Below are 26,488 nucleotides of genomic sequence, written 5' to 3'. Positions count from 1 at the left end.
CCTCGAACGTGGTCTGTTAGCAGCAGTACTCTCGGCAAGCAGGATGCGTATGGATTACCACAGCCCCTACTTTTTCGGTTACGTGCTCGGTCTGATTCACCTGCTCGGCCTGGCCGCCGCGCTGCATGCGGTGTTCACCGTGCGCACCGCCCAAGGTGCGATCGCCTGGGCCATGTCGCTGCTGTTCATCCCCTACCTCACGCTCATCCCCTACCTGGTGTTCGGCGCCCGCTCCTTCTATGCGTACATCCAGGCGCGGCGCCAGGCCAACCAGGAAATGCATGTGGCCATGGCCAACCTGAACTGGCGCCCATGGGTGGAGGAAGCGCTGACCGCCCGCGAGTCGGACAGCTATGCCGCCCTGCGCGCCATGCCCAAGCTCGGGCGCATGCCATGCCTGGCCAACAACGAAGTGAAACTGCTGGTCGACGGCGCTGCCACATTCGAGGCGATCTTCTCGGCCATCCGCATGGCGCGGGACACCGTCCTGGTGCAGTTCTTCATCATCCATGACGATGCCCTGGGCAAGGAACTGCAGCAGCTATTGCTGCGCAAGGCCGCCGAAGGTGTCCGAATTTTCGTGCTTTACGACCGCGTCGGCAGCCATGCGCTGCCGGCCAGCTACAGCCAGGTACTGCGTGACGGTGGAGTGCAGATTGAGGCCTTCGCCACGCGCCGCGGCTGGTTCAACCGCTTTCAGGTCAACTTCCGCAATCATCGCAAGATCGTGGTGGTTGATGGTCTGCAAGGTTTTCTCGGTGGCCACAACGTGGGAGACGAATACCTCGGTGCACACCCCAAGCTCTCGCCCTGGCGCGATACCCACGTACAGATAAGCGGCCCGGTGCTGGCCTGCCTGCAGGAGTCCTTCGCCGAGGACTGGTACTGGGCCACGCGCCAGCTCCCGCCGCTGATCCTGCCTGATGCCTACCCCGAGGATGGCGTGTTGTGCCAGGCGCTGGCCAGCGGCCCGGCCGATCCCCAGGAAACCTGCGCGCTGTTCTTTCTCGAAGCGATTCACTCGGCGAGCAGCCGGGTATGGATCACCAGCCCCTACTTCATTCCCGACGAAGCCATCTTCGCCGCCCTGCGCCTGGCGGTACTGAGGGGCGTCGATGTACGCATCCTGATTCCCTCGCGCCCCGACCACCGCATCGTCTACGCCGCCTCCAGCCTGTTCGCCTTCGAAGCGGTGCGCGCCGGGGTGCGCATGTTCCGCTATCAACCGGGGTTCCTGCACCAGAAAGTCGTGCTGGTGGATGACGAGGTCAGCGCCATCGGCAGCGCCAACCTCGACAATCGTTCGTTCCGGCTGAATTTCGAGATCACCTTGCTCACTGTGGATCGTGCCTTTGCCGATCAGGTCGAGCTCATGCTGGTGAATGATTTCGAGCAGGCCAGGGAGATCACCGCTGAAGACAGCCGCGACACCCATCGTCTGCAACAGCTGGGTATGCGCATCGCGCGCCTGATTTCACCGATCCTGTAGCGCGCAGCGGCGTGCCGGACGAGCACGCCGCTGTAGAGGTCAGCGATACAGGTCCTCACGGGTCCATGGCAGGTCGTGGTGACCGTCGGCGTAAGGCTTCACTGCGAGAATCTGATGGAGGTTGATCCAGCCCTTGGTGAAGGCGTAGGCGCAACCGGCCAGGTACAGGCGCCAGATACGCAAGGTCTTCTCCGGCACCAGCGCGGCGGCGCGTTGCAGCTGGTTCTCGAGGTTCTCGCTCCAGTGGTTGAGGGTCTTGGCGTAGTGCAGGCGCAGGCTCTCGATGTCGACCACCTCCAGGCCCGCTTCGCAAATCCGTGCAGTGATCATCGAGATATGCGGCAGCTCGCCATGGGGGAATACATAACGATCGATGAAGTCGCCCGCGCCGCGGCCGACGGGGCGGCCATCGACATGCTTGGCCGTGATGCCATGGTTCATCACCAGGCCACCCTCGCGCACGGCACCGAACAGCCGTTGGCAGTACAGCTCGAGGTTGGCGTGGCCGACATGCTCGAACATGCCGACGCTGACCACCTTATCGAAGCGACCATCCTGGGGCAGGTCGCGGTAGTCGAGGATCTGCAGGTCGACCTTGTCAGCCAGGCCCTCCTCCTTGACCCGCTGGCGGCCCAGCTTCAGCTGTTCCTTGCTCAGGGTGATGCCAAACACCTTGGCGCCATACTCACGGGCGGCAAAGCGCGCCAGCCCGCCCCAGCCACAACCGACATCCAGCAGGTAATCGCCAGCCTGCAGGCGTAGTTTGCGGCACAGGTGATCGAACTTGTCCTGCTGAGCCTGGGCCAGGGTGTTGTCCGGCTCCTTGAAATAAGCACAGGAATAGACCATGTCCCGGTCGAGCCACAGTTGGTAGAACTCGTTGGACAGGTCGTAGTGATAGGAAATGGCTTCGGCATCGGTGGTCTTGTCATGGGCAGTGCGTGCCGGCAATACCTCATCTTCATCCTGCAGCAAGGCATCGCTGAGTTCGTCGCAAACCCGGATGACTTCGCCGATATCGCCTTCCAGCTCCAGCTTGCCCTCGACGAAGGCCGATCCCAACTCATTGAGGTTGGGATGGGTGAGCTGGGTAATGAGCTGGGGTTCCTTGACCACGATGGTGACTTGCGGGCTCGGCCCCAGATCGAACTGGTTGCCGTCCCACAGCTTGACGCGCAAAGGTAAGTGCAAGCTCTGCAACGCAGGTGGAAGTTGCGCAAGCATTCATGACCCTCCCTTTCGTTGATACGGGACGCCACGCCTTAATGTGTCGGACGTCACCGCATCAGGGTAGTTCATTCGTACGAAGTTTCCGGTAATCACGACCATGGTCTAGAACTATCTGGCGCAGCCTATATGGCAGATTGTATACAATCCTGCTCGCTCAGATTAACCTTGTGCCCTCTTCGCTTCCTCACACTCTCGGAGTAACGAAACCCATGAAATCCTATGACGTGGTGATCATTGGCGGCGGCCCCGGCGGCTACAACGCCGCGATCCGTGCGGGCCAGCTGGGCCTGAGCGTGGCCTGTGTCGAGGGTCGCTCGACCTTGGGCGGCACCTGCCTGAACGTCGGTTGCATGCCTTCCAAGGCATTGCTGCACGCTTCCGAGTTGTATGAGGCAGCCAGTGGCGATGAGTTCGCCCACCTGGGGATCGAGGTCAAGCCGACCCTCAACCTGGGCCAGATGATGAAGCAGAAAGATGAAAGCGTGACTGGCCTGACCAAGGGCATCGAATACCTGTTCCGCAAGAACAAGGTCGACTGGGTCAAGGGCTGGGGCCGCCTGGACGGGGTTGGCAAGGTGATCGTCAAGGCCGAGGACGGCAGTGAAACCACCCTGCAGGCCAAGGACATCGTCATTGCCACCGGCTCGGAGCCCACGCCGCTGCCCGGCGTGACCATCGACAACCAGCGCATCATCGACTCCACCGGTGCCCTGTCGCTGCCCCAGGTGCCCAAGCATCTGATCGTCATCGGCGCCGGGGTGATCGGCCTGGAGCTGGGTTCGGTATGGCGTCGCCTGGGTGCCGAAGTGACGGTGATCGAATACCTGGACCGCATCTGCCCTGGCACCGACGAAGAAACCGCCAAGACCCTGCAGAAAGCCCTGGCCAAGCAAGGCATGACCTTCAAGCTGGGCAGCAAGGTGACCCAGGCCACGGCCGCGGCCGACGGCGTCACACTGACCCTGGAACCCGCCGCCGGTGGTACCGCCGAAACCCTGCAGGCCGACTACGTGCTGGTAGCCATCGGCCGCCGTCCTTATACCCAAGGCCTGAACCTGGAAAGCGCAGGGCTGCAAACCGACAAGCGCGGCATGCTCGCCAACGACCATCACCGCAGCACGGTGCCAGGCATCTGGGTGATCGGCGACGTCACCTCCGGCCCGATGCTGGCGCACAAGGCCGAAGACGAAGCGGTGTCGTGCATCGAGCGCATCGCCGGCAAGGCCCACGAGGTCAACTACAACCTCATCCCGGGCGTCATCTATACCCGCCCGGAACTGGCCAGCGTCGGCAAGACCGAAGAGCAGCTCAAGGCCGAAGGCCGTGCCTACAAGGTCGGCAAGTTCCCCTTCACCGCCAACAGCCGCGCCAAGATCAACCATGAGACCGAAGGCTTCGCCAAAGTCATCGCCGATGCCGAGACCGATGAGGTGCTGGGCGTGCACCTGGTCGGCCCAAGCGTGAGCGAGATGATCGGCGAGTTCTGCGTGGCAATGGAGTTCTCGGCCTCGGCCGAGGACATCGCCCTCACCTGCCACCCGCACCCGACCCGCTCCGAGGCCCTGCGCCAGGCGGCGATGAATGTGCAAGGGATGGCGATGCAGATCTGACCGGACCTTTCAGCACCGCCCGTGGGAGCGGACTTGCCCCGCGATTGCGTCATGCCTGCCAACGCAATCGCAGGGCAAAGCCCACTTAGCCATGGGCCCGCTGTTTATCCCCAGCGCTGTGGAAGCGCGACGCCAGGAATGGCGTGATATCCAGCGGCAGCGCCTCATTGTGGACAACCTTGTCCAGCAGCACGCCGGTAATCGCCGAGGTCAGAATCCCGGTACGGAAATGTCCACAGGCGTTGAAATACCCCGGGACATTATCCACAGGCCCGAGAATCGGCAGCTCATCCGGTGACCCAGGCCGCAGGCCGGCCCAGGTGCGCTTGAGGTTCACCTGCGCCAGCTGTGGCACGCAGCGGATCGCCCCCTGTACCAAGCCGTTGATCTCCGGGAAGGTATTGCTGACATCAAAGCCCTTCTCCTCGGTGGTACTGCCGATCAGGATCTCGCCGTTGTCTTTCTGTGCCATGTAGCAATCGCTGGTGGTGATGCAGCCATCGAGCAGCTTGGGCAGACGCTCGGTCAGCACGATCTGGCCTTTCACCGGCTTGACCGGAATGCTCTCCCCGGTGGCCCACTCGCTCAGTTCCGCCGCCCAGGCGCCAGCGGCATTGATCAATGTGCCGCAATGGAACTCACCGGCTTCGGCGGTGCGCACGCCCTTGATCCGTGAGCCTTCATGCAGCACGCCGGTGATGTTGACGTTCGGGTACAGGTCGACGCCGTTCTGCCGCGCCGCCTCCATGAACGCATCGCCCAGGCGAAACGGACTGACCTGGTGATCGCAGAGAAACTCCAGCGCGCCATTGGCCTTGAGCGTTACCGCCGGTTCCGAAGCGCGCAGCGCGTCGCGGTCGAGCCAACGAACTTGGTCGGCCAAGTGCGGGATCTGCTTGACGATGTGCTCGGCGTATAACTGGTCTTCTTCATCCTGGATGATGTACTTGAGCCCGGTGCGCTCGAACTTGAAGTCCATGCCGTGGCGTTCGATCAGTTCCTGGTGCAGCTGTGGATAAATCGCGTTGGACTGCAAGGCGAAGTCGAAGAAGCATTCCGGCAGGATGTGCGGTGTGCTCGAATCGACCACCACCGCCGCGCCATTGGCCTCGCGCTTGCTGCGCGAGGACATCATGCGAAAGAAGATCACCCCGCAACCCAGCCCCACCGATTCGCCGATGGCCCACAGGCCGCCGGCCGAGGCGCGGGTGGCATTGCCCGGGCGCTTGCAGTCGATCAAGGCGATCTTCAGGTTGCTGCGCTTGGACAGCTGGTAGGCGCAGGACGCGCCGATCACTCCACCACCGGCGATGATGATGTCGTAGTGCTTTTTCATGTTCAGGCCTCCGTGCCGAGTTGTTCGAATGCGGAAAACGGGATCGGGTCCACCGGGAAGCGCGGGCGCAGCCAACCCACGTCCTTGCGCCCGGTGGCGCTGCGCAGACGGTCGCTGCAGTAACCGACGCACATGCGCCCCTGGCAGTCGCCCATGCTCACCCGGGTGCGCATCTTCAGGCTGGCCATGTCTTGCACACCCTGCTCCAGGGCCAGATCGATCTGCTCGCGAGTCACGTGTTCGCAACGGCAGATCACCGTGTCGGCCTGTGGCAGTGCGACCTGTGCGGCGCCACGGGCGGTGTAGCGCTCAACCCCGGAACGGAAGCGCTTGATCGCAGCCAGCTTGCCCAGGTAGCGCTCACGGCGCTCGATCGCCTGCTCGGCATCGAGCTTGCCCATCTGCTGGAGCATCGAAACCGCGGCAATGCGCCCGGTCAGCATGGCCGCCTCGCCACCGCGGATCCCGGCCATGTCGCCCGCCAGGTGAATGTTCGGCTGGCTGCTTTGCTGCCACACGTTGCATTCGGCGCGCAGGTAGCCGTCCTCGCTGAAACCATGGGCCAGGCCCAGTTGCTGGCTGAGCTGGGTACGCGGGATGAAGCCATAGCCCACTGCCAGGGTGCGCACCTGCTCGCGCTGGACACGGCTCATGTCCGGTTGCCAGTCCTGGGTATAGGGTGCGACCTCGACTTCCTGCAGTTCGCCCTCCCCCGTGGCGCCCACCACGCCCCAGCCGTAATGCATGGGGATGCCGTTGAGCTTCATGTAGGCGAGCATGCTCAGGCCGTCGAGGAACAGCTGCGGCTTGTTCATCAGCGCCAGGCTTTCCTTGGCGATGCGGTTGAACGAGCAGGCCTCGTACACCCCCGCGACCTTGGCACCGGCGGCGTGCAGTTGGCAGGCGACCAGTGGCAGCAAAGGCCCGGTACCCGCAATCAGGGTACTGCCCAGTGGCTTGACCACACCGCTCTTGATCTGCAGTTGCAAACCACCGAGCAGGATCACGCCCGGCAAGGTCCAACCAGGGAACGGCACGTTGCGTTCATGGCAACCGGCGGCCAGCAGCAGATGGGAATAGTCGATCTCGTGCAGGCGCTCGTCGCCATCGAGGACCATCAGCCGCTGGTCGTCACCGCCCACCACGCGATGGTTCAGACGCAGGTCGATGCGCTCGGCGCAGGCGGCGAAATCTTCGTGCAGCTTGGTCAGGGCCTTGGTGTAGCGCGGGCCCAGGTAGCCCAGGTCGACGCCGGCGCGCAACGGGCCACGATAGACCACGCCACCGGGGCGCGAGGCTTCGTCGAACAGTAGGCAATCCACGCCATGTTCGGCCAGCTCGATGGCCGCGCCCATGCCGGCCGAGCCGCCACCGACGATCACAGGACGAAGGCTCATGGATGGGCCTCCTCGTGCACGCGGTTGACCTCGGTCTCGATGTGCATGCCCGGTTTGACGATGGTCTGGCAGGCGCGACGCTTGGGACGACCGTCGATCTGCACCAGGCAGCAATGGCAGACGCCCATGCCGCAGTAGGCACCGCTGAGCTGGCCATGATCGTTACGCGCCAGCTGGCGCAGGCCAACGGCGTTGAGCACGCTGAGTACAGTCTCGCCGGCACTGGCGACTGCGGGCAACCCATTGACCAGGAGGGTCATTTCATTGCCTTCCAATGGCTGGATATCGTGCTTTCGTTGCAGCGTCTGCATTTCCTGTCGTCCTTGATGACTGATGGGTCGGGGGACGTTAGGGCAAACCCGGAGAGAAAACATTGATCCATGCCAGACGCTGGTTGTAGAAACGTCCGACAACGACGAACTGCTACGGATTTCACATTGCTCCGAAAATGCTTACCTGCAGAACTTAAAAGCCCCCGCGAATGCAGGGGCCTTTTGACTACAAAGCACTGAGACCTTAGTGTCAGAATGCCCAATCCAGGGTCAGGCCGACCCCGTGGCTCTTGTCGCGGCTACCCAGCAGTCCGTTGTAGTCCAGGTTGACCCGGGCCTCGCGGCTCAGGGCAATCCCCACCCGTGCACCGACCACCGCCGCATCACGGTCCAGTGACAGCGCCTGAACCTTGTAGGTATCGCCCTGGCCCGCGAACGCCAGGTGCTGGTCGGCCCCGGTGGAGCTCAGGTTGTGCTGCCAGCCCAGAGTGGCGGCAAGCTCGACCGCCTGGCCGCTGGACAACTGCAGCTGCTTGCCGGCGCGCATGCCCAAGGTCGAGAGCCAGGCATCGCGGTTATCCTGGCCCCCCTTGAGCGCGGCAGCGCCGCCATGCTCCCTGAAGCTGTCGCTGGCTATATGCACGTAGGCCAGATTGGCGAACGGCTCCAGCGCCACGCTCGGCAGTTCGACCTTCCAGGCCGCCTCGCCGAACACCTGGGTGCTCTGGGCATCGCGCTTGCTCTTCTGGCGATCGCTGACCTCGTTGTACTGCAGTTCGCGCTTGGTCTCGGTACGGTGCCAACTGTGGCTGGCGCCCACGCTCAGGCGCAGCTGCTCCAGTTCCTTGCCGGCATAGGCGCCCAGGTGGTAGCTGTCGACGCTGGCCGAGGAGTGACGGCCATCGCCCATGCTCAGCGAACTGTCGCTATAGCCGGTAAAGACGCCGACACGGGTGTCCTCGCTCATCTGCCCATCGATCCCCAGCAGCATGCCGCCAATCGAACTGCTATAGCGCGCATGTCCGGAATCACCGTCGGCCTTGCCCCAGGCGCCGAGGGCCTTGACCCACAGGCCGTTGTCCTGGCCTTCCACACCCTGCAGCCGGGTACGCTCGCCTACGGCGTCGCGCAACTGGCGGCTGTCGTTGAGCAGCAAGTTACCCACCGCCGGGTGGATTTCGCCGGACAGCTGATCGAATGCCTGCTGGGCGCTGGCGGCATCGGCCGACAACAGCAGGCTCTCGTAGACCGGGTTGCCCGCGCCGAGCCGATCGGCCGCCGCGGCCACCGAACGCTGGTTGGCGGTCAGGCCGACACTGGCGAACGAGGTGGCATTACGCTGCACCGCCAGCCGTACCCCACTGCCGGTATACGCCAAGCCACCACCGAGGAACAACGCGTTGGACTGCACTTGGGCAAAACTGCCTTGCACGCCACCTGCGGCATCCAGGATGTCGAACTGCCGCCCCACCAGGCTGGTGGCTTGCTGGGACTGCAGCGAAACGCCAGGGTTCTGCAGGTCCAGGGCCAGGTTCGCACCGCCCACGGCTATCTGGCCATCGCTGACCAGACGGTCGCTGCCAGTGCTGTCTACCTCCACCGCATAGGTCGAGCCAGGCTGGAAGGTCACGTCATTACTGACGCGCAAGGTGCCAATGGAGTTGCCGGGCGCCACCACGCCGCCGCGGTTGACCACCAGCGCGCCGATCCGGCCATTGCCGCCCAGCACGCCGCCGTCGTTGACCGTCACGGTCGATTGCAGCGAACCATTGACCGCCAGCCGCCCCTGGTTGACCAGCGTCGGACCGGCGTAAGTGTTGTTCCCGCTGAGCACCAGGGTGCCGATGCCCTGCTTGGTCAGGCCGCCATGCCCGGAAATATCGTTGCTCCACAGATCCAGCACACAGCTCAGATCGTTGCAGCGCCTTTCCGTGGGCCTGCCAGCATCCACCAGGGCGCCGACACCCGGCAGATCAGCGACGAACTGGCTCGGGCCGTAGCCGCCGGCGATCCGCAACTCCTCGGGAATGTCCTGCTCGGTAACCAGCATGCCGGGGCCGCGGATACCCTTGTCCAGGTTGATCATGCCCCAGCCATACAAGGAATCGATGCCGGGCGCGCCCATGTCGGTGGCAGTGGTGCGCAGCACGCTGGCGATCTGCGCGCCGCTCATGTAGGGGAAACGCTCCATCAGCACCGCCGCTGCGCCAGCGGCATGGGGCGCGGCCATGGAGGTACCGTTCTTGTTGGCGTAACCCTGGGTCAGGTCCTCCAGGCTGGTACCGCCAATCACCGCGCTGTAGATGCGGGTGCCGGGGGCCGATACGCAGAAGCTTGCGGTATAGCCGCAGCGCGAAGAGAACGTGCTGATCACGTACGGGTTGGCGCTGCTGGTGTCGGGGTTCTGCTGCAACGCCGCCACGGTCATCCAGTTGGGGGCGATCTCCGGTACGAAATAGCCCAGCCCGGCAATCGCATCGGGGTTGTTCAGGTTGTAGTCGTTGCCGGCGGCAAAGATCGTCAGGACCCCGCTGCGGGCGGCGGCGATGGCCCCGTCATAGGCGCCACCGGGCAAGGTGCCCAGCAGCGGCTGGATTTGCGCGAACTGCGCCCGGGCATCGTTCACGGTGAAATGCGGGAAGTCCGGATTGCGCCCGCCCTTGGCGAAGCGGTCGGTGATGCCGATGCCCCAGCTGTTGTTGATGATCCGCGCGCCGCTGGCCACCAGGCTGTCCCAGCCGGCCTTGTACACCGCGCCATCGTTGCCCAGGACGATGCCATCCTCGGGGCCGGGGTCGCCGTTGTCGGCGCTGATGATCTGCGCATTGAAGGCCACGCCATGCATCTCCACGCCGTCACGGTTGCCGGCGGCGATCCCCCCGACGTGGGTGCCATGGGAGCCGAGCTTGCCATCCGAACCTACCGACGGGCTGCCGTCGTAGCGGAAGGCATCGCCGGCTTTCACCGGAATATAGGGGTCGGTGTACTGGCGAATGCCACTGGTGACCAGGGTCACGATCTTGTCCTTGCCGGCGAACTCAGGGTGCGCGGCGTACACCGGCTGGTCGAAGATCCCCAGCTTCACCCCCTTGCCGCTGTAGCCGGCGGCATAGGCGCTGTCGGCGTGGATCGCCCCCAGCCCCCAATCGGCCTTGAATTCGCTGCTCCGCCAGCTGCTGGCGTCGCCGAGGCGGCCACTCTCCACATAGGGCGCGGCCTGGGCCGTGCCCATCAACGCCGCCCAGCCCATCAATACCCGCCCCAGCGGCGCCAGGGCCCAGCCCTGCCCAAGTGCGCTGTCATCCTGTCTGACTCGCTTCACTACGACCTTCCTTAGTTGTATGGATTGAATACCGCGTTGGTCGAACTCCGTATTGCAACAACTGGCGCCATGACGCCTCAGAAACGCCATTGCAGGTTGAGCCCCGCGCCATGCTGTTGTTCACGACTGGCCAGACGCCCCTGGTAGTCCAGGCTCAGGTCCAGGTCGCGGGTCAGGCCCACCCGTGCCTGGAGCCCGACCAGCGCGGCATCGCGCAGGGCTGGCGCCGTCTCCACCCGGAACGGCAGGTCACTGTCGGCAAAGGCCAGGTGCTCGCGGTCCTGGGTTCCGCTCAGCCGGTGCTGCCAGCCCAGGCTTGCCGCCAATTGCAGGTCCTGCTGCGGGCCCACTTGCCATTGCTGGCGCCCACGCAGGCCCAAGGTGCTTAACCAGGCATCACGCTGCTCGTCGCCCGCCTGCAACGCTGCGGCATCGCCCTTCTCATGGAAGCCATCACGGTCCAGGTGCTGGTAGGTCAGGTTGGCGAACGGCTCCAACTGCACCGCCGGCAACGCCAGGCGATAGGCCGCCTCGGCAAACAGCTGCTGGCTGCGGGCATCGATCCGCGCGCGCTGGCGGCCGGACACCTCGGCATAGGCCAGGTCGCGACGAACTTCGGCGCAGTGCCAGCTGTAGCTGCCGCCCAGGCTCAAGCGCAGCTGGTCGACGTCGTGACGGACATAGGCGCCCAAGTGATAGCTGTCGACCGTGGCCCGGGAGTGGCTGCCGCCCATGCCCAGGGAGCTGTCGCTGTAGCCGGCAGCCAGACCGGCGCGGGTCTGCTCGTCGAAGTCCCGGTCCAGGCCCAGCAGCATGCCGCCCAAGGAGCTGGTATAGGACTCACTGCCCTGCACGCCCTCGATGCGCCCCCAACTGCCCAGGCCTTTGAGCCAGAGCTGGGTCGAGCCGGTCTCGGGCGCCGTCGTGCCAGGCGCATTGGCTGGCAGTGCGGCGCCTTGCACACGATCGCCCAAGGCATCACGCAACACCGAGCCCTGGCTGAGCAGCATCGAGTCCAGCGCCGGATAGATCTCCCCGGCTAGCTGGCGCAGGCCGTCCCGGACCTGGTCCGCCGAGGTCGAGAGCAGCAGGCTTTCATACACCGGATTGCCCGGCCCCAGGCGCTCCACGGCGGCGCCGCTGGCGAGCTGGTTGGGCGTGGCCGCGACGCTGTCGAACGTTGCGGCGCTGCGCGTCACGTCCAACTGCACACCGTTGGCCGAATAGTCGAGCACGGTCCCAAGGAACAAGTAGCCGGGTTGAACCTGGGCGAAGCGCCCATCGACGCCGCCTGCCGCCTGCAGGATGTCGAACTGGCGCCCCACCAGGCTGGTGACCGGGCCACCGGCCAGCAGGTTCGGCCGAGCCTGGGGCACCAGATCGAGATTGGCGCCAGCGACGCTGGCCTGACCATCCACCACGAGTCGATCACTGGCCGTGGGCGACAGCTCCACCTGATAGGTCGAACCCGGCTGCAAGTCCAGGTTACCGGCGACATTCAAGGTACCGATGGAGTTACCCGGGGCCACCACGCCCCCAGCGTTGGCAATCAGGGCACCGACCCGGCCATTGCCGCCCACTGTACCGCCAGCATTGACCGTCACCGCTGATTGCAGGCTGCCGTTGACCGCCAGCAACCCGCCATCGACGCGGGTCGGGCCGCGGTAGCTGCTGTCACCCGACAGCACCAGCCAACCGGCCCCGGACTTGACCAGGCTGCCCTGGTAAACCCGCTGCGCGGCTGCCGCGTCACGCGCCATGCCCAGGGCATAATCACTGCGATCCTGCTGGCTGGCGCCCGCTGCCAGCCCATGCTCCCAGCCGCGATCCTTGAGGGTCTGCTGCCAGGCCTGCCGTTCCGCGACGTCCTCGGCCTGACGCTGCACCAGTGCCTGGTCGGAAATGCCGTTGCTCCAGCTATCGCCCTGCCCACGCTCCAGGTTGACGTTGAACTCCCCCAACAACTGCCCTGGGCCATGCAAGGCCCGGCCCAGGTCCGGAACGCCCCAGCCCACCCGCTCGCTGGGCGCCTGGGTCGGCGAGCCATCGAGCTGGCGCGAAGTGGTCAGCAGCACTTGCAAGGCCTGCTGGTTGTTCAGATAGGGATAACGCTCCATGACCAGGGCCAGGGCCCCGGTGGCATGGGGCGCGGCCATTGAGGTGCCGTTGTAGGTGGCATAGCCGCCACCGGGCACGGTACTGGTGATTGCCGCCCCGGGGGTCGCCAGGCACCAGTATTTGGCGATGCCGCACTGGTTGTATTTCTGCTGGTTGTTCTTGTCCAGGCCCGATACCGCCAGCCAGTGGCCTTCCAGTTCCGGCTGGAAGTACGGCAGCGCCGAGCGCACGCTGGCATTGGCATAGCCGCTGTTGCCGGCGCTGAACACATTGATCACACCCCGACGCGCCACATCGCCAGCGGCATCGAGCCAGGTGGCCTGCTGGAAATGCTGGGCGTAGGCCGTGCGCAGGTCGCCGAGGGTCTGGTAGCTGACATCCTTGGGCTGGCTGCCCCAACTGTTGTTGATCGCCCTCGCCCCGGCATCCACCAGGGCGTCGTAGACCGCCTTGAAATACCGCGGATCGGGATCGGTGCCAAACAGGAACTTGTCATTCTTGTTGGTGTTGCCCACGTATACCTGGGCATTGAAGGCCACGCCGTGCATGCCCACGCCATCACGGGCCGCGCCCATGGTGCCGGTGACATGGGTACCATGGCTGTCGTTGGCGCCATTGAGCACCCCGGACACACTGAACGGAGTACCGTCGAGGTACTGGCCGGTGGCGGTGACCGCGTGGAAACGCCCGGGGCTGGCTTCGGGATGGGCGGGATCGAATCCCGAGTCCAGGGCGCCGATGCTGACCCCGGCACCGGTGAACCCGGCGGCATAGGCCTGGCTCGCCTGCATGCGCTCCAGGCCCCAGTCCTGCTGGTATTCGACCGAGCGCCAGCTGGCAGGGTCGCCCAGGCGGCCAGTGTCCTGATAGGCCGCCGCAGCCGACAGCGGCAGGCCGGTGGCAAACGCCAGGCACAGCGTGCCCGTCAGCGTCTTGAGCTGATCACATCTCACATCCATGTCGATGACTTCTCTTGTTCTTGTTGTCGGATCGCCCATCCTGGGTCGACCAGTGTGTTGCTGCATCGCCAGGCCGCAAGGCACGGCTTCATCGAGCAGCAGAAGGATATGACGTTTCTAGATTGCGCGATGCGTCAGCGCTGCATATCCAATATGCGTTTTTACCTGCTCGGACAGGTTGCGGGGGAGGCTTTGAGAGGAAGGAAGACAGCATAAAGGGAGGGCGCCCGTGCGGCGCCCTCCTGTTGCTGATTAATAAACTTTGTCCCAAAACCTCTTGAAATTCGCGGCCTAGCGGGGAGATTGATCCTGGGGAAGAGAAAATAAAGGTTGTCACAAAGCATAGCTTTTCAAAAATTCTCGGGGTTTTTCGTTTAATAAAGGTTGTCACAACAATAAAGGTTGTCACAGCAAAGGTTCAGCCACAGAAAAATCGCAGGAATGTACCGTGCAAAACCCCCGAAAAAATTAATGATGGTATCTTTTTGGGATGGGTAACCCGTGTGGCGTGTGGGCGCTCTTGCATCGTTGGATTTAGAGAATTAAAACTGTCGCAGGAGCCGGTGAGGCCTCTCTCCTCCGCTCCTGCGAGCACTGCCCCTCGCTCAAACCACCCGTTGCTGTGTGACTGCGGTGCTCGCTACTTGATCGCAGAAACGTCAGTAAGCCAGGCATTCGACTCGGCTGAAACGGTAGGCGGTGATGCTGGTTTTGACCGGCAGGCCAAGACTAACCTCATGTGCGAGCTATACGTGATCCTTGGAGCTTTTGATGCCCCAACTGCAGTGCTGGATCAGGTGTTTGCTGCGGTCGAAGACGAAGAGCTTCCGTACTCCACTCTGATTCCATTCGAGAATGACAAATGAACAAGATCAATTGGTTCGCGGTTTCCAACCCAGACGGCAAGCGCTTTCCCGAGTGGCGCCGGTCGTTTGGCGTCAGTGACAGCGGTACTATATTTGTACCTGCAGCAATGGCGGGTGATGAGACGGAGATGAACGTAATGCTCTGTGCTTGCGGTGACGGACAGAGCACGGCCCAGCGATTGGCTGAAGCGTGAGTTCCCCAAGCATTTGGAGCTGATCGAAATGATAGAGGTTCGTGCCCAGACCTCACTCAGTGAAATCAGTCAGCAAGAGCCAGCAGCTACTCAGGAGTAGCTATATAGACTGGCTTCAGGACAATCACGCCAGCGATGAGTTCGATGCTCTGGTCACCAACTGTGACACCAAGCTCCCTCAGTACTTCCGGAGGTAGCTCGACGATGAAATCTCCTTAGCCGTCCCCAGGGTCCTAGCATTTCACTGTCATACGTAATGGCTGACTCATAGAGGTCGGCTCGAGGGTGGCTTCACCGAATATCGTACTCCGTAATGAACAAGATCGGACTCCTGTCTGCTTGTGTCAGACTATGTTGTGAGCGCCCACAGTCGCCAGCCCACATCACTATTCATTGGGAGAGCAGTCCACCCGCAAGAATGGAAAAAGTTCGTCTGGATTGCCGCATTCCCCGTTCAACTCCTCACAGGTGGCTTCTGCGAGCGACCTCGTGGAGTAGCTTGGCTTCAATCGTAATTTTTCCTGATTGTCGTAAATGTCGAATCCGCCTGATACGGTAGCGGCATAGTATCGAGAACCAGATTGGAAGCATTCTTTGTCGATCGGCGCAGCCGGAACGATAACGAATCTCTTTTGCATGGCGCGTGTCTCTCCAGGCAGATACCTTAGTATTAGTCCCAAGATTGAAAAGCATCAATATGACTCATCGAGACGAATCAATGACGCTTAGTGCCTCGAAGTATCACTATCACAAGAGATGACGCAGGATGATGTGGGGCTTTTTTTATGACCGTGCTTGAGGTGGAGCCGTCAAGGCTTTGATATTGTGTATGCACCTCACCGGTACCTTGGCAACGGGCACTTCAAGATGATGTCCAGGAGTCTCTCTAGCCGTTTTGCCTTCGCTCGACACGTTGGCATGGTTGGCGTGGTTGGCCTATGGGAATGCGGCTATGAGTTCCCATCCTCTCCCGAGGTTGATTTTTGCAAGAGGAGCTGCCGGTGTTCGGTCACTAGGCTCAGGAGTAGGTCAATTGACCATGGCTTCGCGAGGAACTGAGCGCCTTCGGGTATGAGGTCCGTTTCATGTCTGACGCATCCGCTAGAAATGACTATCGAGGTTTTGGGATCCTGCTGGCTAGCGATCTGAGCAAGTTCCCAGCCATTCAGTTGTCCGGGCGTTTCTACATCAGTAATGAGCATGGTCACTGGTGTTAGTTTGAGTATCTCCAAACCTTCGTCTGCTGTAGCTACGGCGAGAAGTAGAAAGCCCGAATCCTGCAGTACCTCAACAATCATTGATCGCAGAATTGGCTCGTCCTCGACGATCAGGAGGAGTCCGAGCATTTCGTGTTCCGATTTCATGTTTTTGGCTCTTGGGCTAGCAGTGGCAAGCAGCACTGAGGTGCCAATGACGACCATGACTGAGTGAGCACCATACGTTGACGCGCTAGGCCTCAACCAGCCTCCCTTCAAGAGATGACTGTTACCTGACGCACCACAGCGCGCTGTAATGGCATTTTGACTACTAGTTTGAGTATAGAGTTCCTCGCTTCTGGAGAGCATACGCATATCAATTGGAGATAGGCCGGAGAAAGCCATCCACGGCTATTCGCAGAAAGGTATCGGTGGCCAGGCGTTCGGTCAGCATGACATGTTGCTCGGGCGACAAGCAGTACATACTCCCCTGCTAGTACGTCCAGCTCTTTGTCAGACTCTGGCTTCAGACGACCTACATTAAGTCACTTACCGCAGCACCTGAGAAAATGGGGCCTGACCATGGTCCGGAAGGAGTGAAATGAAAGCCCATGCAGAGCGCTTGTGGGATGTAGTCATCATTGGCGGAGGACAAGCCGCCCTGGCAACGGCGTACTTCCTGCGCCGGACAGATCTCTCGTTCATCATCCTCGATGCCGAGCAGGGCGCCGCCGGGGCTTGGCGACACGGCTGGGATTCCCTGCGGCTGTTCTCGCCAGCTACCTGGAGCTCCATTCCCGGTTGGATGATGCCGCCTGCTCAGGATGGCTATCCGTCTCGCGAACATGTCATCGACTACCTCACCCAGTATGAGGCGCGCTATCAGTTTCCGATTGAACGGCCGGTACGTGTCATCTCAGTCGAGCGCGTAGCCGGCGCGTTACGTGTCCATTCAGAGTCTGGCCATTGGGATGCCAAAGCTGTGGTCAGTGCCACAGGCACTTGGAGCAATCCGAACATACCTGCCTACCCCGGCGCTGAGCTGTTCCGTGGCCAGCAGCTGCATTCGGCTCACTACGTTGAACCGCAGGCCTTCTCTGGCAAGCGCGTGCTGGTCGTCGGCGGCGGCAACTCCGGCGCTCAGATTCTCGCAGAGGTTTCCAAAGTAGCGGATGCGACCTGGGTAACCCCTACCGATCCAGTTTTCCTACCTGATGATGTAGATGGCCGAGTGCTGTTCGAGCGGGCCACAGAGCGCTGGAAAGCGCAGGTGGAGGGGCGTGTCATTGAGCAGCCGGTCGGCGGGTTGGGCGACGTGGTAATGGTCCCGCCTGTGGTGGAGGCGCGTGATCGAGACGTCCTGCACGCGGTGAGACCCTTCGTTCGTTTCACCCCTGACGGTGTGGTCTGGGCAGACGGCTCGGAAATCGCAGTGGATGCAGTGATCTGGTGCACCGGGTTCAAACCCGCCTTGGGACACCTCGCGAACCTTGGTGTTGTTACTGAGCAAGGACGTGTAGAAGTCGAAGGGACCCGATCTGTGAGTGAGCCCAGACTCTGGCTGGTGGGCTACGGCGAGTGGACAGGCTCTGCATCAGCAACCTTGATCGGGGTGACCCGCACAGCCCGCAGTACTGCAGCTGAAATTGAGCAGTTTGTGGTGAAAGCGGAGGCCTGATGGCCCCCGCATTTTCCTCACTGATCAGTGTGCTTGCTGTGCCATTTCACTGTGCTTGGGCAATGCGATCGAGATGAGTGCGGCAGCCAATACGAAGACGCTGGAAACCCACAAGCAAGCCTCCAACCCATAGGCCTGAAACACCCAACCTGACAGCAGCGTGCCGACCAAACGACCGAGGGCGTTGGACATGTAGTAGAAGCCTACATCCAGGGAGACGCCATCTTCCTTGGCATAGCTGACGATCAGGTAGCTGTGCAGCGATGAGTTCACGGCGAACAGCACACCGAACAGCATCAACCCACTTAGCAAGACTACCTTTGCCGACCAGCCTGCCGACAGGCCCACGGCGATGAGCGCAGGTAGCCCGGCCAGGCCGATTGCCCAGATGAAGGCTGCTCGGCCGTCGGGTACATGACCACGCTTCTTGCCGGTGATATGGGGGGCAAACGACTGGACAATGCCATAGCCGATTACCCACGTGGCCAAGAAGCCCCCGACCAGCCAGAAATCCCAGCCAAACGCAGAGCTCAGGTACACCGGCAAAGCTACGACGAACCAGACGTCCCGGGCACCAAACAAAAACAGCCGTGCGGCGGAGAGGATGTTGATGGCCCGGCTCTTGGACAGCATGTCGCGGAACTTCGGCTTGGCCTTGGCCTTGCCCAAGTCCTTTTTCAGCAGGATCAGACTGCCGATCCAGATCAGGGCCAGCACCGCCGCCATGGCCAATACCGCCTGGGTAAAACCGAGCAGCGCAAGCAGTGCTCCCCCTAGGAAGAAGCCCACGCCTTTGAGCGCGTTTTTCGAGCCCGTCAGGATGGCCACCCATTTGTAGAGGGTGCCTTGCTGGCTGTCCGGCACCAGGAGCTTGATGGAGCTCTTGGCGCTCATCTTGTTCAGGTCCTTGGCGATGCCGGAGAGCGCCTGGGCGGCCATCACCCACGGCACCGTCAGCGAGGCTGCCGGTACCGTGAGCATCAGCAGGGCAACCACCTGCATTCCAAGGCCGATGTTCATCGTGCGGTTTAACCCCAGGCGGGCGCCGAGGTAGCCGCCCACGAGGTTGGTGATCACGCCGAACACTTCGTAGAACAGGAACAGCGCCGCAATCTGCAGCGGCGTGTAGCCCAGCGAATGGAAGTGCAGTACCACCAACATGCGCAATGCGCCGTCGGTGAGGGTGAAGGCCCAGTAATTGCCGGTAACCAGCAGGTACTGACGCACTTCCGCAGACAGGGCTGACAACGCCTTCATGATCGCCGTTTACTCCGCTGCGCCGACCAAGCGTGCCAGTTCCGAGGCACGGTTGGCGTAGCCCCACTCGTTGTCGTACCAGGCGTAGATCTTCACCTGGGTACCGTTGACTACAAGGGTGGACAGCGCATCGATGATCGAGGAACGCGGATCGGTGCGGTAGTCGATGGACACCAAGGGGCGCGCTTCGTAGCCCAGGATGTCCTTCAGCGGCCCTTCGGCAGCGGCTTTCAGCAGCGCGTTGACCTCTTCAGTCGTCGTCTCACGTTCTACTTCGAACACGCAGTCGGTCAGCGAGGCGTTGGCCAGCGGTACACGCACGGCATGACCGTTCAGCTTGCCGCGCAGCTCGGGGAAGATCTCGGCGATTGCGGTGGCCGAGCCTGTGGTGGTCGGGATCAGGCTCATGCCTGAGGCACGGGCACGACGCAGGTCCTTGTGCGGTGTATCGAGGATGCTCTGGGTATTGGTGAGGTCGTGAATGGTGGTGATCGAGCCGTGGCGGATGCCCAAATTCTCGTGAATCACCTTGACCACCGGAGCCAGGCAGTTAGTGGTGCAGGAAGCGGCGGTGACGATACGATGCTGCGCCGGGTCGAACAGGTGCTGGTTGACGCCCATCACCACGTTCAGTGCGCCTTTCTCCTTCACTGGAGCGCAGACAACCACACGTTTGACGCCCTGATCCAGGTAGGCCTGGAGCACGGCTACCGACTTCATCTTGCCGCTGGCCTCGATGACCAGGTCGCAGCCCGACCAGTCGGTGTCAGCGATGGTCTTGTTGGCGGTGACCTTGATGCGCTTGCCCTCGATCACTACCGCGTCACCCTCTGCGCGGGCTTCACGGTGCCAGCGTCCGTGGATCGAATCGAAGTTGATCAGATGGGCATGGGTCTCGGCGTCACCGGCCGGGTCATTGATCTGCACAAACTCGAATTCCGGCCAGTCCCAGGATGCGCGAAGCGCCAAGCGACCAATACGGCCAAACCCATTGATACCTACTTTGATAGCCATGTTCTTGTTCTCGAATCGCGATTAGCGAAAGGTCAGAGCGTGTCGCTGAACTGGTTGATATACCCAACGTGCGCAGGGTTCTGGATCGCACGTGGACGCAGGGCCTGGACCTGGGAAACAGCTTCCTGCACAGGGATGCCGCACTCGATCATCAGGCGGGCGGCAAACAGGCCGGTGCGGCCAGAGCCGCCCTTGCAGTGAATGGCGATCGTCTTACCGGTCATCACCAGCTCTTTCAGGCGTTCCCGGTGAGCCTCCCAGGCGGCCGCAAACGGCTCACCGGGCGCTTCGTCGTCCTCGACCGGCAGGTGGAACCATTCGAGGCCCAGCAGTTGGCACTCCTCGGGAAGCAGATCGATCTCGTTCTGCAGCAGTTCTTCACTCGGCATCAGGGTTACCAGCGCGCTCGCGCCGGCATCGTGCAACGTTGCCAGAGCCTGAGATACCGATGTCTCCTTGGTACCTGGGCACGGAGTGAAAATCAGCTGGCCGACCAGTTCGGAATTAGCCAACACGGAATACGGGTGCAATTGCATGCTCACAAAGCCTCAAATGGATCGTTGATTGACACGCTTGGATAGTTCTTCAGCAGACTCTTTACGTTCGGAGTAGCGATCGACCAGGTAGTCGGAGCGATCACGAAGCAGCAGGGTGAACTTCACCAGCTCCTCCATTACGTCGACGACACGGTCGTAGTACGAGGAGGGTTTCATACGACCCGCCTCGTCAAATTCCAGGTAGGCCTTCGGCACGGACGACTGGTTAGGGATGGTGAACATGCGCATCCAGCGGCCGAGGACGCGCAGCTGGTTGACCACGTTGAACGACTGCGAGCCGCCGCAGACCTGCATCACCGCGAGGGTTTTGCCTTGCGTGGGGCGCACGGCGCCCATGCTCAGTGGAATCCAGTCGATCTGCGACTTGAACACGCCGGTCATTGCACCGTGGCGTTCCGGCGAGCACCAGACCATGCCTTCGGACCACAGCACCAGATCGCGCAGCTCCTTGACCATGGGGTGGTCATCGGGCACGTCATCCGCCAGTGGCAGCCCGGTCGGATTGAAGATCCGCGTCTCGGCACCGAAGTGCTCTAGCAGGCGTGCCGCTTCTTCCGTCAGCAGGCGGCTGAACGAGCGTTCGCGGGTCGATCCGTACAGCAGCAGAATGCGAGGCTTGTGGGTGGACTTTTGCTCGACTGCCAACTTGTCTGCTGTCGGCAGGTCGACCAGATCGTTGTCGATATTGGGGATGTGGTGTTCGGTCATGATTTACTCCTGAGACAAGGCGCCAGATGGCTGATCGAACCAGCGGCGCTTGAGCCACAAGGCCACGCCCACCAGGGAGATCAGTACCGGCACTTCCACCAAGGGCCCGATGACGGTGGCAAACGCGACCGGCGAGGCAAGACCGAAGGTGGCGATGGCCACAGCAATGGCCAGTTCAAAGTTGTTGCTCGCTGCGGTGAACGCCAGCGCAGTGGTACGTGGGTAGTCAGCTTCCAGCAGCTTGCCCATCCAGAAGCTGATGAAGAACATCACCACAAAGTAGATGGTCAGCGGGATAGCGATGCGCAGCACATCCAGCGGCAGTTGCAGCACCATGTCGCCTTTCAGGCTGAACATGGCGACGATGGTCAGCAGCAGTGCCACGAGGGTCAGCGGGCTGATCTTCGGGATGAAGCGCTCCTGGTACCAGGTCTCGCCCTTGCTGCTGATCAGGATCTTGCGGGTCAGGAAACCAGCCAGGAACGGGATGCCCAGATAAATCAGCGCCGATTGGGCGATATCGAGGAAGCTGGTCTCAATGACGCTACCTTCAAGGCCAAACAGCGGCGGCAACAGGCCCAGGAAGATCCAGGCGTACACGCTGAAGAACAAGATCTGGAAAATGCTGTTGAAGGCGACCAGACCGGCCACGTACTGGTTGTTGCCACCGGCGATCTGGTTCCACACCAGCACCATGGCGATGCAGCGTGCCAGGCCGATGAGGATCAGGCCGGTCATGTACTCAGGCTTGTCGGAAAGGAAGACAACGGCTAGCCCGAACATCAGGACCGGGCCGATCACCCAGTTCTGGATCAGCGACAGAGCAAGGATGCGCTTGTCCTTGAAGACTTGCGGCAACTCCTCGTATTTCACCTTCGCCAGAGGTGGGTACATCATGACGATGAGGCCAATGGCGATGGGGATGTTTGTCGAGCCTACCGACAGGCTATTCAGCCACGCAGGCAATCCCTGGAACAGGCTGCCCAGACCAATGCCCAGGCCCATGGCCAGAAAGATCCAGACCGTCAGGTAGCGGTCTAGGAATGAAAGTCGGCTTTTGCTCATAGTGGATCTCCCTAAACGTCAGAGCGTTCCGATGCGGGCCAGCTCGACCTTGAGCTGGGCGGCATCCATTTGGTCGAAAGGCAGTGCGATGAATGCCTTGAGGCGTCGCTTGATCTGCTCAAGTGTGTTGTCGAATGCCGCGTCCAACTCTGCGGCACTAACGTGCAAATCCGAAGGGTCAGAAAGTCCCCAGTGGGCTTTCACTGCTGGTCCGAAGAACACGGGGCAGGCTTCGCCAGCGGCCTTGTCGCAGACGGTGATGACAAAGTCCGGTGCCAGCTCCGCATGCGCGTCACTGGACTTGCTGCTGAGGCCCTCGGTGGAGATACCGGCACGCTGCAGCGCGGTGATGGACAGCGGGTGCACCTCCCCCTTTGGCTGGCTGCCGGCGCTGTAGGCCTTCATGCCGGCCGGGGCCAGATGATTGAAAACAGCCTCGGAGAGGATGCTGCGGCAGCTATTTGCGGTGCAGAGGAACAGAACTTTCATCGGTTTTTCTCGGCAATGATCAGCAGCAGGAGGCGACGCGTTGAGGGCGGTCACCCATGGTGTCCAGTCGTTTGGTGCTAGTACTTAGCCATTCGCGGTTGGCTTCCAGCGTCGTCGCCAGGACCTCACGTACCCAGGCAGGAAGCGATGGATGCAGCCGGTAATAAACCCACTGGCCCTGACGGCGGTCTTCCAGCAGGTCACAGGTGCGCAGTTGCGCCAGGTGGCGGGAAACCTTGGGCTGGCTTTCTTCCAGCGCGCAGGTCAGTTCACAGACGCAGAGTTCTTCCTCGCGAGCGATCAGCAGCATCATCCGAATGCGGTTCTCGTCGGCGAGGCATTTGAAAACCTTGGTGGGGGTCAGCGAGTCAGTCATAGCAATTCTCAGTGTTTGGTTTTCACCAGGACGAACATCTTGATGCGCTCATGAATCTCGTGAAGCGTGTGTCGGAAGGCATCGTGTTGGTCACTGGTGACAGGGTCTTCGAAGTTCCACGCCAGTACCTCGCCGAAGGCAGGCAACGTAAGGCACTCATGGGCTGCCTTGTCGCACAGGGTAATCACGTAGTCGAACCGTTCCCCTGCGAACTCATCGATGGACTTGCTGCGTAGAGCCTTGGTATCGATATCGAGATACTCGAGGGCGTCATAGGTGCGCGGATCGACTTGGCCAGGCTTAGTACCTGCGCTGAAAGCTTCGAAGTGAGCAGGGTCTGAGTGCCGGAGCAAAGCTTCGGCGAGCTGGGAGCGAGCTGCGTTTGCGGTGCAAACAAACAGGACGCGGATCTTGCCAGTCATCACTTGGTATCCTGCGAGTATATGGTTTTTCGAATATACGTTTTTTCGAATATATCGCAAGCCCTCGATGATGGGTGGCTTTACATGTGCACGTTTATGCACATATATTGACCGCATGACGATCAACCAAAATCTCCGTGCTCAAGCCATCGACGCCGCCATCGAGTCGCTGGACGAGGCCTTCTTCAAAGCGCTTTGCGAGCCTTCCAGGGTCGCGGTTTTCAAGCGCGTGCTTTTGCTCGGCCGGGCTGATGTCGGCGAAATCGCCAAAGAGCTGCCACAGGAGCGCTCGGTGATCTCCAGGCACCTGCAGGTATTGCATGACGCCCAGATCGTGAAGGCCACCAAGGTGGGCAGGCAGGTGTTCTATGAAGTGAATGGTGGAGCGATCGTCGAGCGACTGGAGGGCCTGCTCCTGCGAACCAAAGGTCTGGTATCGATCTGCTGTCCGTAGTCCGGCCTTTTTTTGCCTTTAAATATGCATGAGTGCGCACATATGAATGAATTGGGTCGCGTTCTGGATGTGGTCGTCATCGGTGGTGGGCAAGCAGGTTTGGCGATTGCCTGGCATTTACAGCAGCACGGCTTGGATTACCTCATCTTGGATGAGCAGACATCCCCTGGCGGGAACTGGCGTAACTACTACGAAAGCTTGCAGTTGTTCTCACCAGCGGAGTACTCCGCGCTGCCGGGGCGGGCGTTTCCTGGCAATCCCAAGGGCTACCCGCTGCGAGACGAAGTGGTGCAGTATCTGGAGAAATACGCCGCCGAGTTTCAGCTGCCTTTCCAGGGCGGTACCGGAGTGGTGGCGGTCGTACAAAAGGACAAGACATTCGAGGTTCGCGCTGCCAATGGATCGACCTTCGCAGCTCGTGCGGTGGTAGCTGCATCAGGAGGATTCAGCCGTCCGTACATGCCTGACGTTCCTGGCCTGAAAAGCTTTTCAGGTACCTGTCTGCACAGCTCGGCGTATCGAACGCCTGAGGCCTTTGCTGGCCAGCGTGTCGTTGTAGTCGGCGCGGCGAACTCGGCGGTACAAATTGCCTACGAGCTTGCCAACGTTGCGCAGGTGGTGCTGGCGACCCGCGAGAAGATCCGCTTATTCCCCCAGCGGATCCTGGGACTCGATTTTCACACTTGGTTGAAATTCACCCGGTTGGAGCACACGCGCTGGTTGAGTGACCAGAGCACGCCTGTGCTGGATACCGGCAAGTACCGGAAGGCCTTGGATACCGGGCGGCTCCAGCGCAAAGCGATGTTCCAGCAGGTGTTGCCTGACGGCGTCGTCTGGCCGGATGGAACCATCCACCAGACCGATGCGCTGATCTTCGCCACCGGTTTCCGGCCGAACCTGGCGTTTCTGCCACAGCTTCCAGTCGCCGACCGGCAAGGTCGTGTCCTGCAGCAAGACGGCGTGGCAGATCAGGTGCCCGGCCTGTACTTCGTCGGGCTGCCCAAGCAAAGGAACTTCGCCTCGGCAACCCTCAGGGGTGTAGGGACTGACGCGGGCTATCTCATGCCTCAACTGCTCCGTCATCTAGAACGGGTTGGTTCGACGGAAACACCCGTTCAACGATCGCGCAATCCAGCCAGCGGCCTTCAAGGCAAGCGTGCTTCTCATAGACGCCAATCGTCCTGAAGCCGCAGGACTGGCAGAGCGCGAGGCTCGCCTCGTTGAAGGTGAAAATGCGGGAAAGGACCTTCCAGAAACCACGTGCCTCAGCCTCGCTGAGCAATGCCTTGAGCAGCGCCTTGCCGATGCCCCGTCTGCGGACGTCACGGTGAAGATAGATCGAGAAGTCGGCGATGCCGACGTAGCAGGAACGCGCGCGGTAACTGCTCAGGTTTGCCCATGCCACTACCGCCCCGTCGAGCTCGACGACCAGCACTGGATAGCGAGACATATCGGCAACCCAGGGCTCTATATCAGTGGCAGTACGCGGCTGGGTCTCGAACGTACAGCTGCGGTCTTCGATCCCCTGGTTGTAGATCTCGGCAATGGCCTGAACATCACCGGTTTCAGCGAGGCGAATGTGCATCTGGCTTCCTTTGGGGAGATGGAACGACTTGGTTAAAGAGGCTTCACTTTTCTTGCCGCTGGGCTGGGTAGCATTCGGTCGTCAAGCCACAACGTAGTTGGGCAGCACGAGTCAATTGGCGTAGCAGCGTCAGGGCCCCTTGACGTACGTCTGGCGGCAGGCAGCTTGATCATTGCCTTCTCTTCGGCGATCAGGCTGGCACGAATGCGTTCGTAGAGGTCGACGCCGGCTTCGGTAGCTTGCACCTGGACCGCCCGACGATCTTCTGGATCTTCTACTCGGGCGACATACCCCTTTCGCTCCAAGATATCGACGACACGGCTGGCTGTGCTCTTGTCCAAGAACATCTGCTCGGCCAGGACCTGGAGACGGAGTGATCCCTGCTTCACCAAAGCTTCAACCGCGTAGCACTGAGTTACCGATACGTCGTGGCAGCATATGCGGTCGCGATCCCTGAATTGGTAAACGCGCAAGAGCTGGGCAAGTGCCTCGTGGAGATCTTCAGCATCCCGGCTAAGATCGTCGCTGTGCTTGTCCGACATGGCATTTCCAATTAGTTGTTACTCACAACGTTATGGCTGAAGAACGCGGTCATCAACATTGACCAGCAGATTGATTGTGGTTGATCGTTTACGCGGATGGGTTATCGGTATGCAGATAAAAAAGCAGCTCCGAAGAGCTGCTTTTCTGCCCTACTCCCCCTTTTTATGCTTGTGGGGTTTCAGGTCTGGGTGATCCTTCTGCTTCTCAGGCGTGACCCGCTGCCTCTTGTCCGGAGTGCCATCTTCGTTGGTGCGTTTAGGGCCTGGCTTGATGCTCATGCAAATTTCCTTTTCCGCTTGGGTTGTTGAGTACTGCTATGTAGTTAGTCGAGCTTCTGGCTGCTGTCAAAGC

The 26,488-nt window shown here is 61.2% G+C and carries 24 protein-coding genes and 2 pseudogenes; 7 read left to right on the top strand and 19 right to left on the bottom strand.

Annotation, left to right across the window (positions count from 1 at the left end):
* Nucleotides 1-49: 49 nt before the first annotated feature.
* Nucleotides 50-1,489, top strand: coding sequence for a cardiolipin synthase (cls, locus tag BMY03_RS09105; protein ID WP_038707076.1), 1,440 nt, complete (start codon nucleotides 50-52; stop codon nucleotides 1,487-1,489).
* Nucleotides 1,490-1,528: 39 nt separating this feature from the next.
* Here cls and cfaB read toward each other — a convergent pair whose 3' ends face one another.
* Nucleotides 1,529-2,713, bottom strand: a complete 1,185-nt coding sequence (gene cfaB, locus BMY03_RS09100) for a C17 cyclopropane fatty acid synthase CfaB (RefSeq protein WP_094010880.1) — start codon at nucleotides 2,711-2,713, stop codon at nucleotides 1,529-1,531.
* Nucleotides 2,714-2,928: 215 nt separating this feature from the next.
* Here cfaB and lpdA point away from each other — a divergent pair, with 215 nt between their 5' ends.
* Nucleotides 2,929-4,329 (top strand): dihydrolipoyl dehydrogenase, encoded by a 1,401-nt coding sequence (lpdA, locus tag BMY03_RS09095; RefSeq protein WP_094010879.1) that lies wholly within the window; start codon nucleotides 2,929-2,931, stop codon nucleotides 4,327-4,329.
* 85 nt (nucleotides 4,330-4,414) lie between these two features.
* Here the strand turns inward: lpdA and hcnC are convergent, their stop codons facing one another.
* The 5 genes from hcnC to eprS all read right to left on the bottom strand — a co-directional run bounded on the left by hcnC (nucleotide 4,415) and on the right by eprS (nucleotide 13,733).
* Entirely contained in the window at nucleotides 4,415-5,665 is a 1,251-nt protein-coding gene (gene hcnC, locus BMY03_RS09090) for a cyanide-forming glycine dehydrogenase subunit HcnC (protein ID WP_094010878.1), read from the bottom strand.
* Between the two features lie 2 nt (nucleotides 5,666-5,667).
* Nucleotides 5,668-7,062, bottom strand: coding sequence for a cyanide-forming glycine dehydrogenase subunit HcnB (gene hcnB, locus BMY03_RS09085; protein WP_046857637.1), 1,395 nt, complete (start codon nucleotides 7,060-7,062; stop codon nucleotides 5,668-5,670).
* Nucleotides 7,059-7,373, bottom strand: a complete 315-nt coding sequence (gene hcnA / locus BMY03_RS09080; RefSeq protein ID WP_023629670.1) for a cyanide-forming glycine dehydrogenase subunit HcnA — start codon at nucleotides 7,371-7,373, stop codon at nucleotides 7,059-7,061. The genes hcnB and hcnA overlap by 4 nt, the downstream gene beginning before the upstream one ends.
* A 211-nt stretch (nucleotides 7,374-7,584) precedes the next feature.
* Nucleotides 7,585-10,584 carry an autotransporter serine protease gene (locus BMY03_RS09075; protein WP_201754897.1) on the bottom strand — a complete coding sequence of 1,000 codons (3,000 nt, stop codon included), beginning with the start codon at nucleotides 10,582-10,584 and terminating at the stop codon, nucleotides 7,585-7,587.
* A 149-nt stretch (nucleotides 10,585-10,733) separates the two neighbouring features.
* Nucleotides 10,734-13,733, bottom strand: a complete 3,000-nt coding sequence (eprS, locus tag BMY03_RS09070; RefSeq protein WP_094010876.1) for an autotransporter serine peptidase EprS — start codon at nucleotides 13,731-13,733, stop codon at nucleotides 10,734-10,736.
* A gap of 644 nt (nucleotides 13,734-14,377) precedes the next feature.
* On the opposite strand from eprS, the gene BMY03_RS09065 reads away from it, so the two are divergent.
* Nucleotides 14,378-14,599, top strand: a complete 222-nt coding sequence (locus tag BMY03_RS09065) for a hypothetical protein (protein ID WP_177182898.1) — start codon at nucleotides 14,378-14,380, stop codon at nucleotides 14,597-14,599.
* Nucleotides 14,596-14,793: a hypothetical protein gene (locus BMY03_RS09060; RefSeq protein WP_244891306.1), complete on the top strand. Its 198-nt coding sequence runs from the start codon at nucleotides 14,596-14,598 to the stop codon at nucleotides 14,791-14,793. The genes BMY03_RS09065 and BMY03_RS09060 overlap by 4 nt, the downstream gene beginning before the upstream one ends.
* A gap of 386 nt (nucleotides 14,794-15,179) precedes the next feature.
* Here the strand turns inward: BMY03_RS09060 and BMY03_RS26620 are convergent, their stop codons facing one another.
* Both BMY03_RS26620 and BMY03_RS26330 read right to left on the bottom strand, forming a co-directional pair.
* Nucleotides 15,180-15,431 (bottom strand): hypothetical protein, encoded by a 252-nt coding sequence (locus BMY03_RS26620; protein ID WP_094010875.1) that lies wholly within the window; start codon nucleotides 15,429-15,431, stop codon nucleotides 15,180-15,182.
* Nucleotides 15,432-15,743: 312 nt separating this feature from the next.
* Nucleotides 15,744-16,157 carry a response regulator gene (locus tag BMY03_RS26330; protein ID WP_177182897.1) on the bottom strand — a complete coding sequence of 138 codons (414 nt, stop codon included), beginning with the start codon at nucleotides 16,155-16,157 and terminating at the stop codon, nucleotides 15,744-15,746.
* Between the two features lie 433 nt (nucleotides 16,158-16,590).
* Between BMY03_RS26330 and BMY03_RS09045 the strand changes: the two genes are divergently transcribed.
* Nucleotides 16,591-17,667, top strand: a complete 1,077-nt coding sequence (locus BMY03_RS09045) for an ArsO family NAD(P)H-dependent flavin-containing monooxygenase (RefSeq protein WP_094010873.1) — start codon at nucleotides 16,591-16,593, stop codon at nucleotides 17,665-17,667.
* 24 nt (nucleotides 17,668-17,691) lie between these two features.
* Here BMY03_RS09045 and arsJ read toward each other — a convergent pair whose 3' ends face one another.
* Genes arsJ through BMY03_RS09005 form a run of 8 tightly spaced genes read right to left on the bottom strand, consistent with a single transcriptional unit; the run spans nucleotide 17,692 to nucleotide 23,555 of the window.
* Nucleotides 17,692-18,924 (bottom strand): organoarsenical effux MFS transporter ArsJ, encoded by a 1,233-nt coding sequence (gene arsJ / locus BMY03_RS09040; protein WP_094010872.1) that lies wholly within the window; start codon nucleotides 18,922-18,924, stop codon nucleotides 17,692-17,694.
* Nucleotides 18,925-18,933: 9 nt separating this feature from the next.
* Nucleotides 18,934-19,938, bottom strand: coding sequence for an ArsJ-associated glyceraldehyde-3-phosphate dehydrogenase (locus BMY03_RS09035; RefSeq protein ID WP_094010871.1), 1,005 nt, complete (start codon nucleotides 19,936-19,938; stop codon nucleotides 18,934-18,936).
* A gap of 32 nt (nucleotides 19,939-19,970) precedes the next feature.
* Nucleotides 19,971-20,474, bottom strand: coding sequence for a phosphatase domain-containing putative toxin (locus BMY03_RS09030; protein ID WP_094010870.1), 504 nt, complete (start codon nucleotides 20,472-20,474; stop codon nucleotides 19,971-19,973).
* A gap of 12 nt (nucleotides 20,475-20,486) precedes the next feature.
* Nucleotides 20,487-21,203, bottom strand: coding sequence for an arsenical resistance protein ArsH (gene arsH, locus BMY03_RS09025; protein WP_051096016.1), 717 nt, complete (start codon nucleotides 21,201-21,203; stop codon nucleotides 20,487-20,489).
* Nucleotides 21,204-21,206: 3 nt separating this feature from the next.
* Nucleotides 21,207-22,268, bottom strand: coding sequence for an ACR3 family arsenite efflux transporter (gene arsB, locus BMY03_RS09020; protein WP_094010869.1), 1,062 nt, complete (start codon nucleotides 22,266-22,268; stop codon nucleotides 21,207-21,209).
* A gap of 18 nt (nucleotides 22,269-22,286) precedes the next feature.
* Nucleotides 22,287-22,757 (bottom strand): arsenate reductase ArsC, encoded by a 471-nt coding sequence (locus BMY03_RS09015; protein WP_094010868.1) that lies wholly within the window; start codon nucleotides 22,755-22,757, stop codon nucleotides 22,287-22,289.
* Nucleotides 22,758-22,776: 19 nt separating this feature from the next.
* Entirely contained in the window at nucleotides 22,777-23,133 is a 357-nt protein-coding gene (locus tag BMY03_RS09010) for a metalloregulator ArsR/SmtB family transcription factor (RefSeq protein WP_051096013.1), read from the bottom strand.
* Between the two features lie 8 nt (nucleotides 23,134-23,141).
* Nucleotides 23,142-23,555, bottom strand: coding sequence for an arsenate reductase ArsC (locus tag BMY03_RS09005; protein WP_094010867.1), 414 nt, complete (start codon nucleotides 23,553-23,555; stop codon nucleotides 23,142-23,144).
* 115 nt (nucleotides 23,556-23,670) lie between these two features.
* Between BMY03_RS09005 and BMY03_RS09000 the strand changes: the two genes are divergently transcribed.
* Nucleotides 23,671-24,009 (top strand): ArsR/SmtB family transcription factor, encoded by a 339-nt coding sequence (locus BMY03_RS09000; RefSeq protein WP_094010866.1) that lies wholly within the window; start codon nucleotides 23,671-23,673, stop codon nucleotides 24,007-24,009.
* Nucleotides 24,010-24,051: 42 nt separating this feature from the next.
* A pseudogene (locus BMY03_RS08995) lies at nucleotides 24,052-25,095 on the top strand (FAD-dependent oxidoreductase); the annotation flags it as partial.
* Here BMY03_RS08995 and BMY03_RS08990 read toward each other — a convergent pair.
* The 3 genes and pseudogenes from BMY03_RS08990 to BMY03_RS26750 form a co-directional block, all read right to left on the bottom strand.
* Nucleotides 25,070-25,594: an arsinothricin resistance N-acetyltransferase ArsN1 family A gene (locus BMY03_RS08990; protein WP_143067538.1), complete on the bottom strand. Its 525-nt coding sequence runs from the start codon at nucleotides 25,592-25,594 to the stop codon at nucleotides 25,070-25,072. The pseudogene BMY03_RS08995 and the gene BMY03_RS08990 sit on opposite strands and share 26 nt — an antisense overlap.
* A gap of 43 nt (nucleotides 25,595-25,637) precedes the next feature.
* Nucleotides 25,638-26,136 (bottom strand): annotated as a pseudogene (locus BMY03_RS08985) (MarR family winged helix-turn-helix transcriptional regulator).
* A gap of 150 nt (nucleotides 26,137-26,286) precedes the next feature.
* The gene (locus BMY03_RS26750) at nucleotides 26,287-26,415 is read right to left on the bottom strand and encodes a hypothetical protein (protein WP_003253468.1); all 129 of its coding nucleotides are present in this window, start codon (nucleotides 26,413-26,415) and stop codon (nucleotides 26,287-26,289) included.
* Between the last annotated feature and the right edge of the window lie 73 nt (nucleotides 26,416-26,488).

Source organism: Pseudomonas soli, from assembly GCF_900110655.1.
Lineage (GTDB): Bacteria > Pseudomonadota > Gammaproteobacteria > Pseudomonadales > Pseudomonadaceae > Aquipseudomonas > Aquipseudomonas soli.
This window is presented reverse-complemented; position numbering and strand designations above follow the sequence as displayed.

What these genes read in the sequence shown, in the direction of transcription:
- eprS (WP_094010876.1), bottom strand. Translation starts at nt 13,733, where the DNA reads ATGGATGTGAGATGTGATCAGCTCAAGACGCTGACGGGCACGCTGTGC.
- cfaB (WP_094010880.1), bottom strand. Translation starts at nt 2,713, where the DNA reads ATGCTTGCGCAACTTCCACCTGCGTTGCAGAGCTTGCACTTACCTTTG.
- BMY03_RS09035 (WP_094010871.1), bottom strand. Translation starts at nt 19,938, where the DNA reads ATGGCTATCAAAGTAGGTATCAATGGGTTTGGCCGTATTGGTCGCTTG.
- hcnA (WP_023629670.1), bottom strand. Translation starts at nt 7,373, where the DNA reads ATGCAGACGCTGCAACGAAAGCACGATATCCAGCCATTGGAAGGCAAT.
- BMY03_RS09075 (WP_201754897.1), bottom strand. Translation starts at nt 10,584, where the DNA reads ATGGGCTGGGCGGCGTTGATGGGCACGGCCCAGGCCGCGCCCTATGTG.
- BMY03_RS26620 (WP_094010875.1), bottom strand. Translation starts at nt 15,431, where the DNA reads ATGCAAAAGAGATTCGTTATCGTTCCGGCTGCGCCGATCGACAAAGAA.
- arsJ (WP_094010872.1), bottom strand. Translation starts at nt 18,924, where the DNA reads ATGAAGGCGTTGTCAGCCCTGTCTGCGGAAGTGCGTCAGTACCTGCTG.
- BMY03_RS26330 (WP_177182897.1), bottom strand. Translation starts at nt 16,157, where the DNA reads ATGAAATCGGAACACGAAATGCTCGGACTCCTCCTGATCGTCGAGGAC.
- BMY03_RS09005 (WP_094010867.1), bottom strand. Translation starts at nt 23,555, where the DNA reads ATGACTGGCAAGATCCGCGTCCTGTTTGTTTGCACCGCAAACGCAGCT.
- arsB (WP_094010869.1), bottom strand. Translation starts at nt 22,268, where the DNA reads ATGAGCAAAAGCCGACTTTCATTCCTAGACCGCTACCTGACGGTCTGG.
- BMY03_RS09045 (WP_094010873.1), top strand. Translation starts at nt 16,591, where the DNA reads ATGAAAGCCCATGCAGAGCGCTTGTGGGATGTAGTCATCATTGGCGGA.
- BMY03_RS09060 (WP_244891306.1), top strand. Translation starts at nt 14,596, where the DNA reads ATGAACAAGATCAATTGGTTCGCGGTTTCCAACCCAGACGGCAAGCGC.
- BMY03_RS09010 (WP_051096013.1), bottom strand. Translation starts at nt 23,133, where the DNA reads ATGACTGACTCGCTGACCCCCACCAAGGTTTTCAAATGCCTCGCCGAC.
- BMY03_RS08990 (WP_143067538.1), bottom strand. Translation starts at nt 25,594, where the DNA reads ATGCACATTCGCCTCGCTGAAACCGGTGATGTTCAGGCCATTGCCGAG.
- arsH (WP_051096016.1), bottom strand. Translation starts at nt 21,203, where the DNA reads ATGACCGAACACCACATCCCCAATATCGACAACGATCTGGTCGACCTG.
- cls (WP_038707076.1), top strand. Translation starts at nt 50, where the DNA reads ATGGATTACCACAGCCCCTACTTTTTCGGTTACGTGCTCGGTCTGATT.
- hcnB (WP_046857637.1), bottom strand. Translation starts at nt 7,062, where the DNA reads ATGAGCCTTCGTCCTGTGATCGTCGGTGGCGGCTCGGCCGGCATGGGC.
- BMY03_RS09015 (WP_094010868.1), bottom strand. Translation starts at nt 22,757, where the DNA reads ATGAAAGTTCTGTTCCTCTGCACCGCAAATAGCTGCCGCAGCATCCTC.
- lpdA (WP_094010879.1), top strand. Translation starts at nt 2,929, where the DNA reads ATGAAATCCTATGACGTGGTGATCATTGGCGGCGGCCCCGGCGGCTAC.
- hcnC (WP_094010878.1), bottom strand. Translation starts at nt 5,665, where the DNA reads ATGAAAAAGCACTACGACATCATCATCGCCGGTGGTGGAGTGATCGGC.
- BMY03_RS09000 (WP_094010866.1), top strand. Translation starts at nt 23,671, where the DNA reads ATGACGATCAACCAAAATCTCCGTGCTCAAGCCATCGACGCCGCCATC.
- BMY03_RS26750 (WP_003253468.1), bottom strand. Translation starts at nt 26,415, where the DNA reads ATGAGCATCAAGCCAGGCCCTAAACGCACCAACGAAGATGGCACTCCG.
- BMY03_RS09030 (WP_094010870.1), bottom strand. Translation starts at nt 20,474, where the DNA reads ATGCAATTGCACCCGTATTCCGTGTTGGCTAATTCCGAACTGGTCGGC.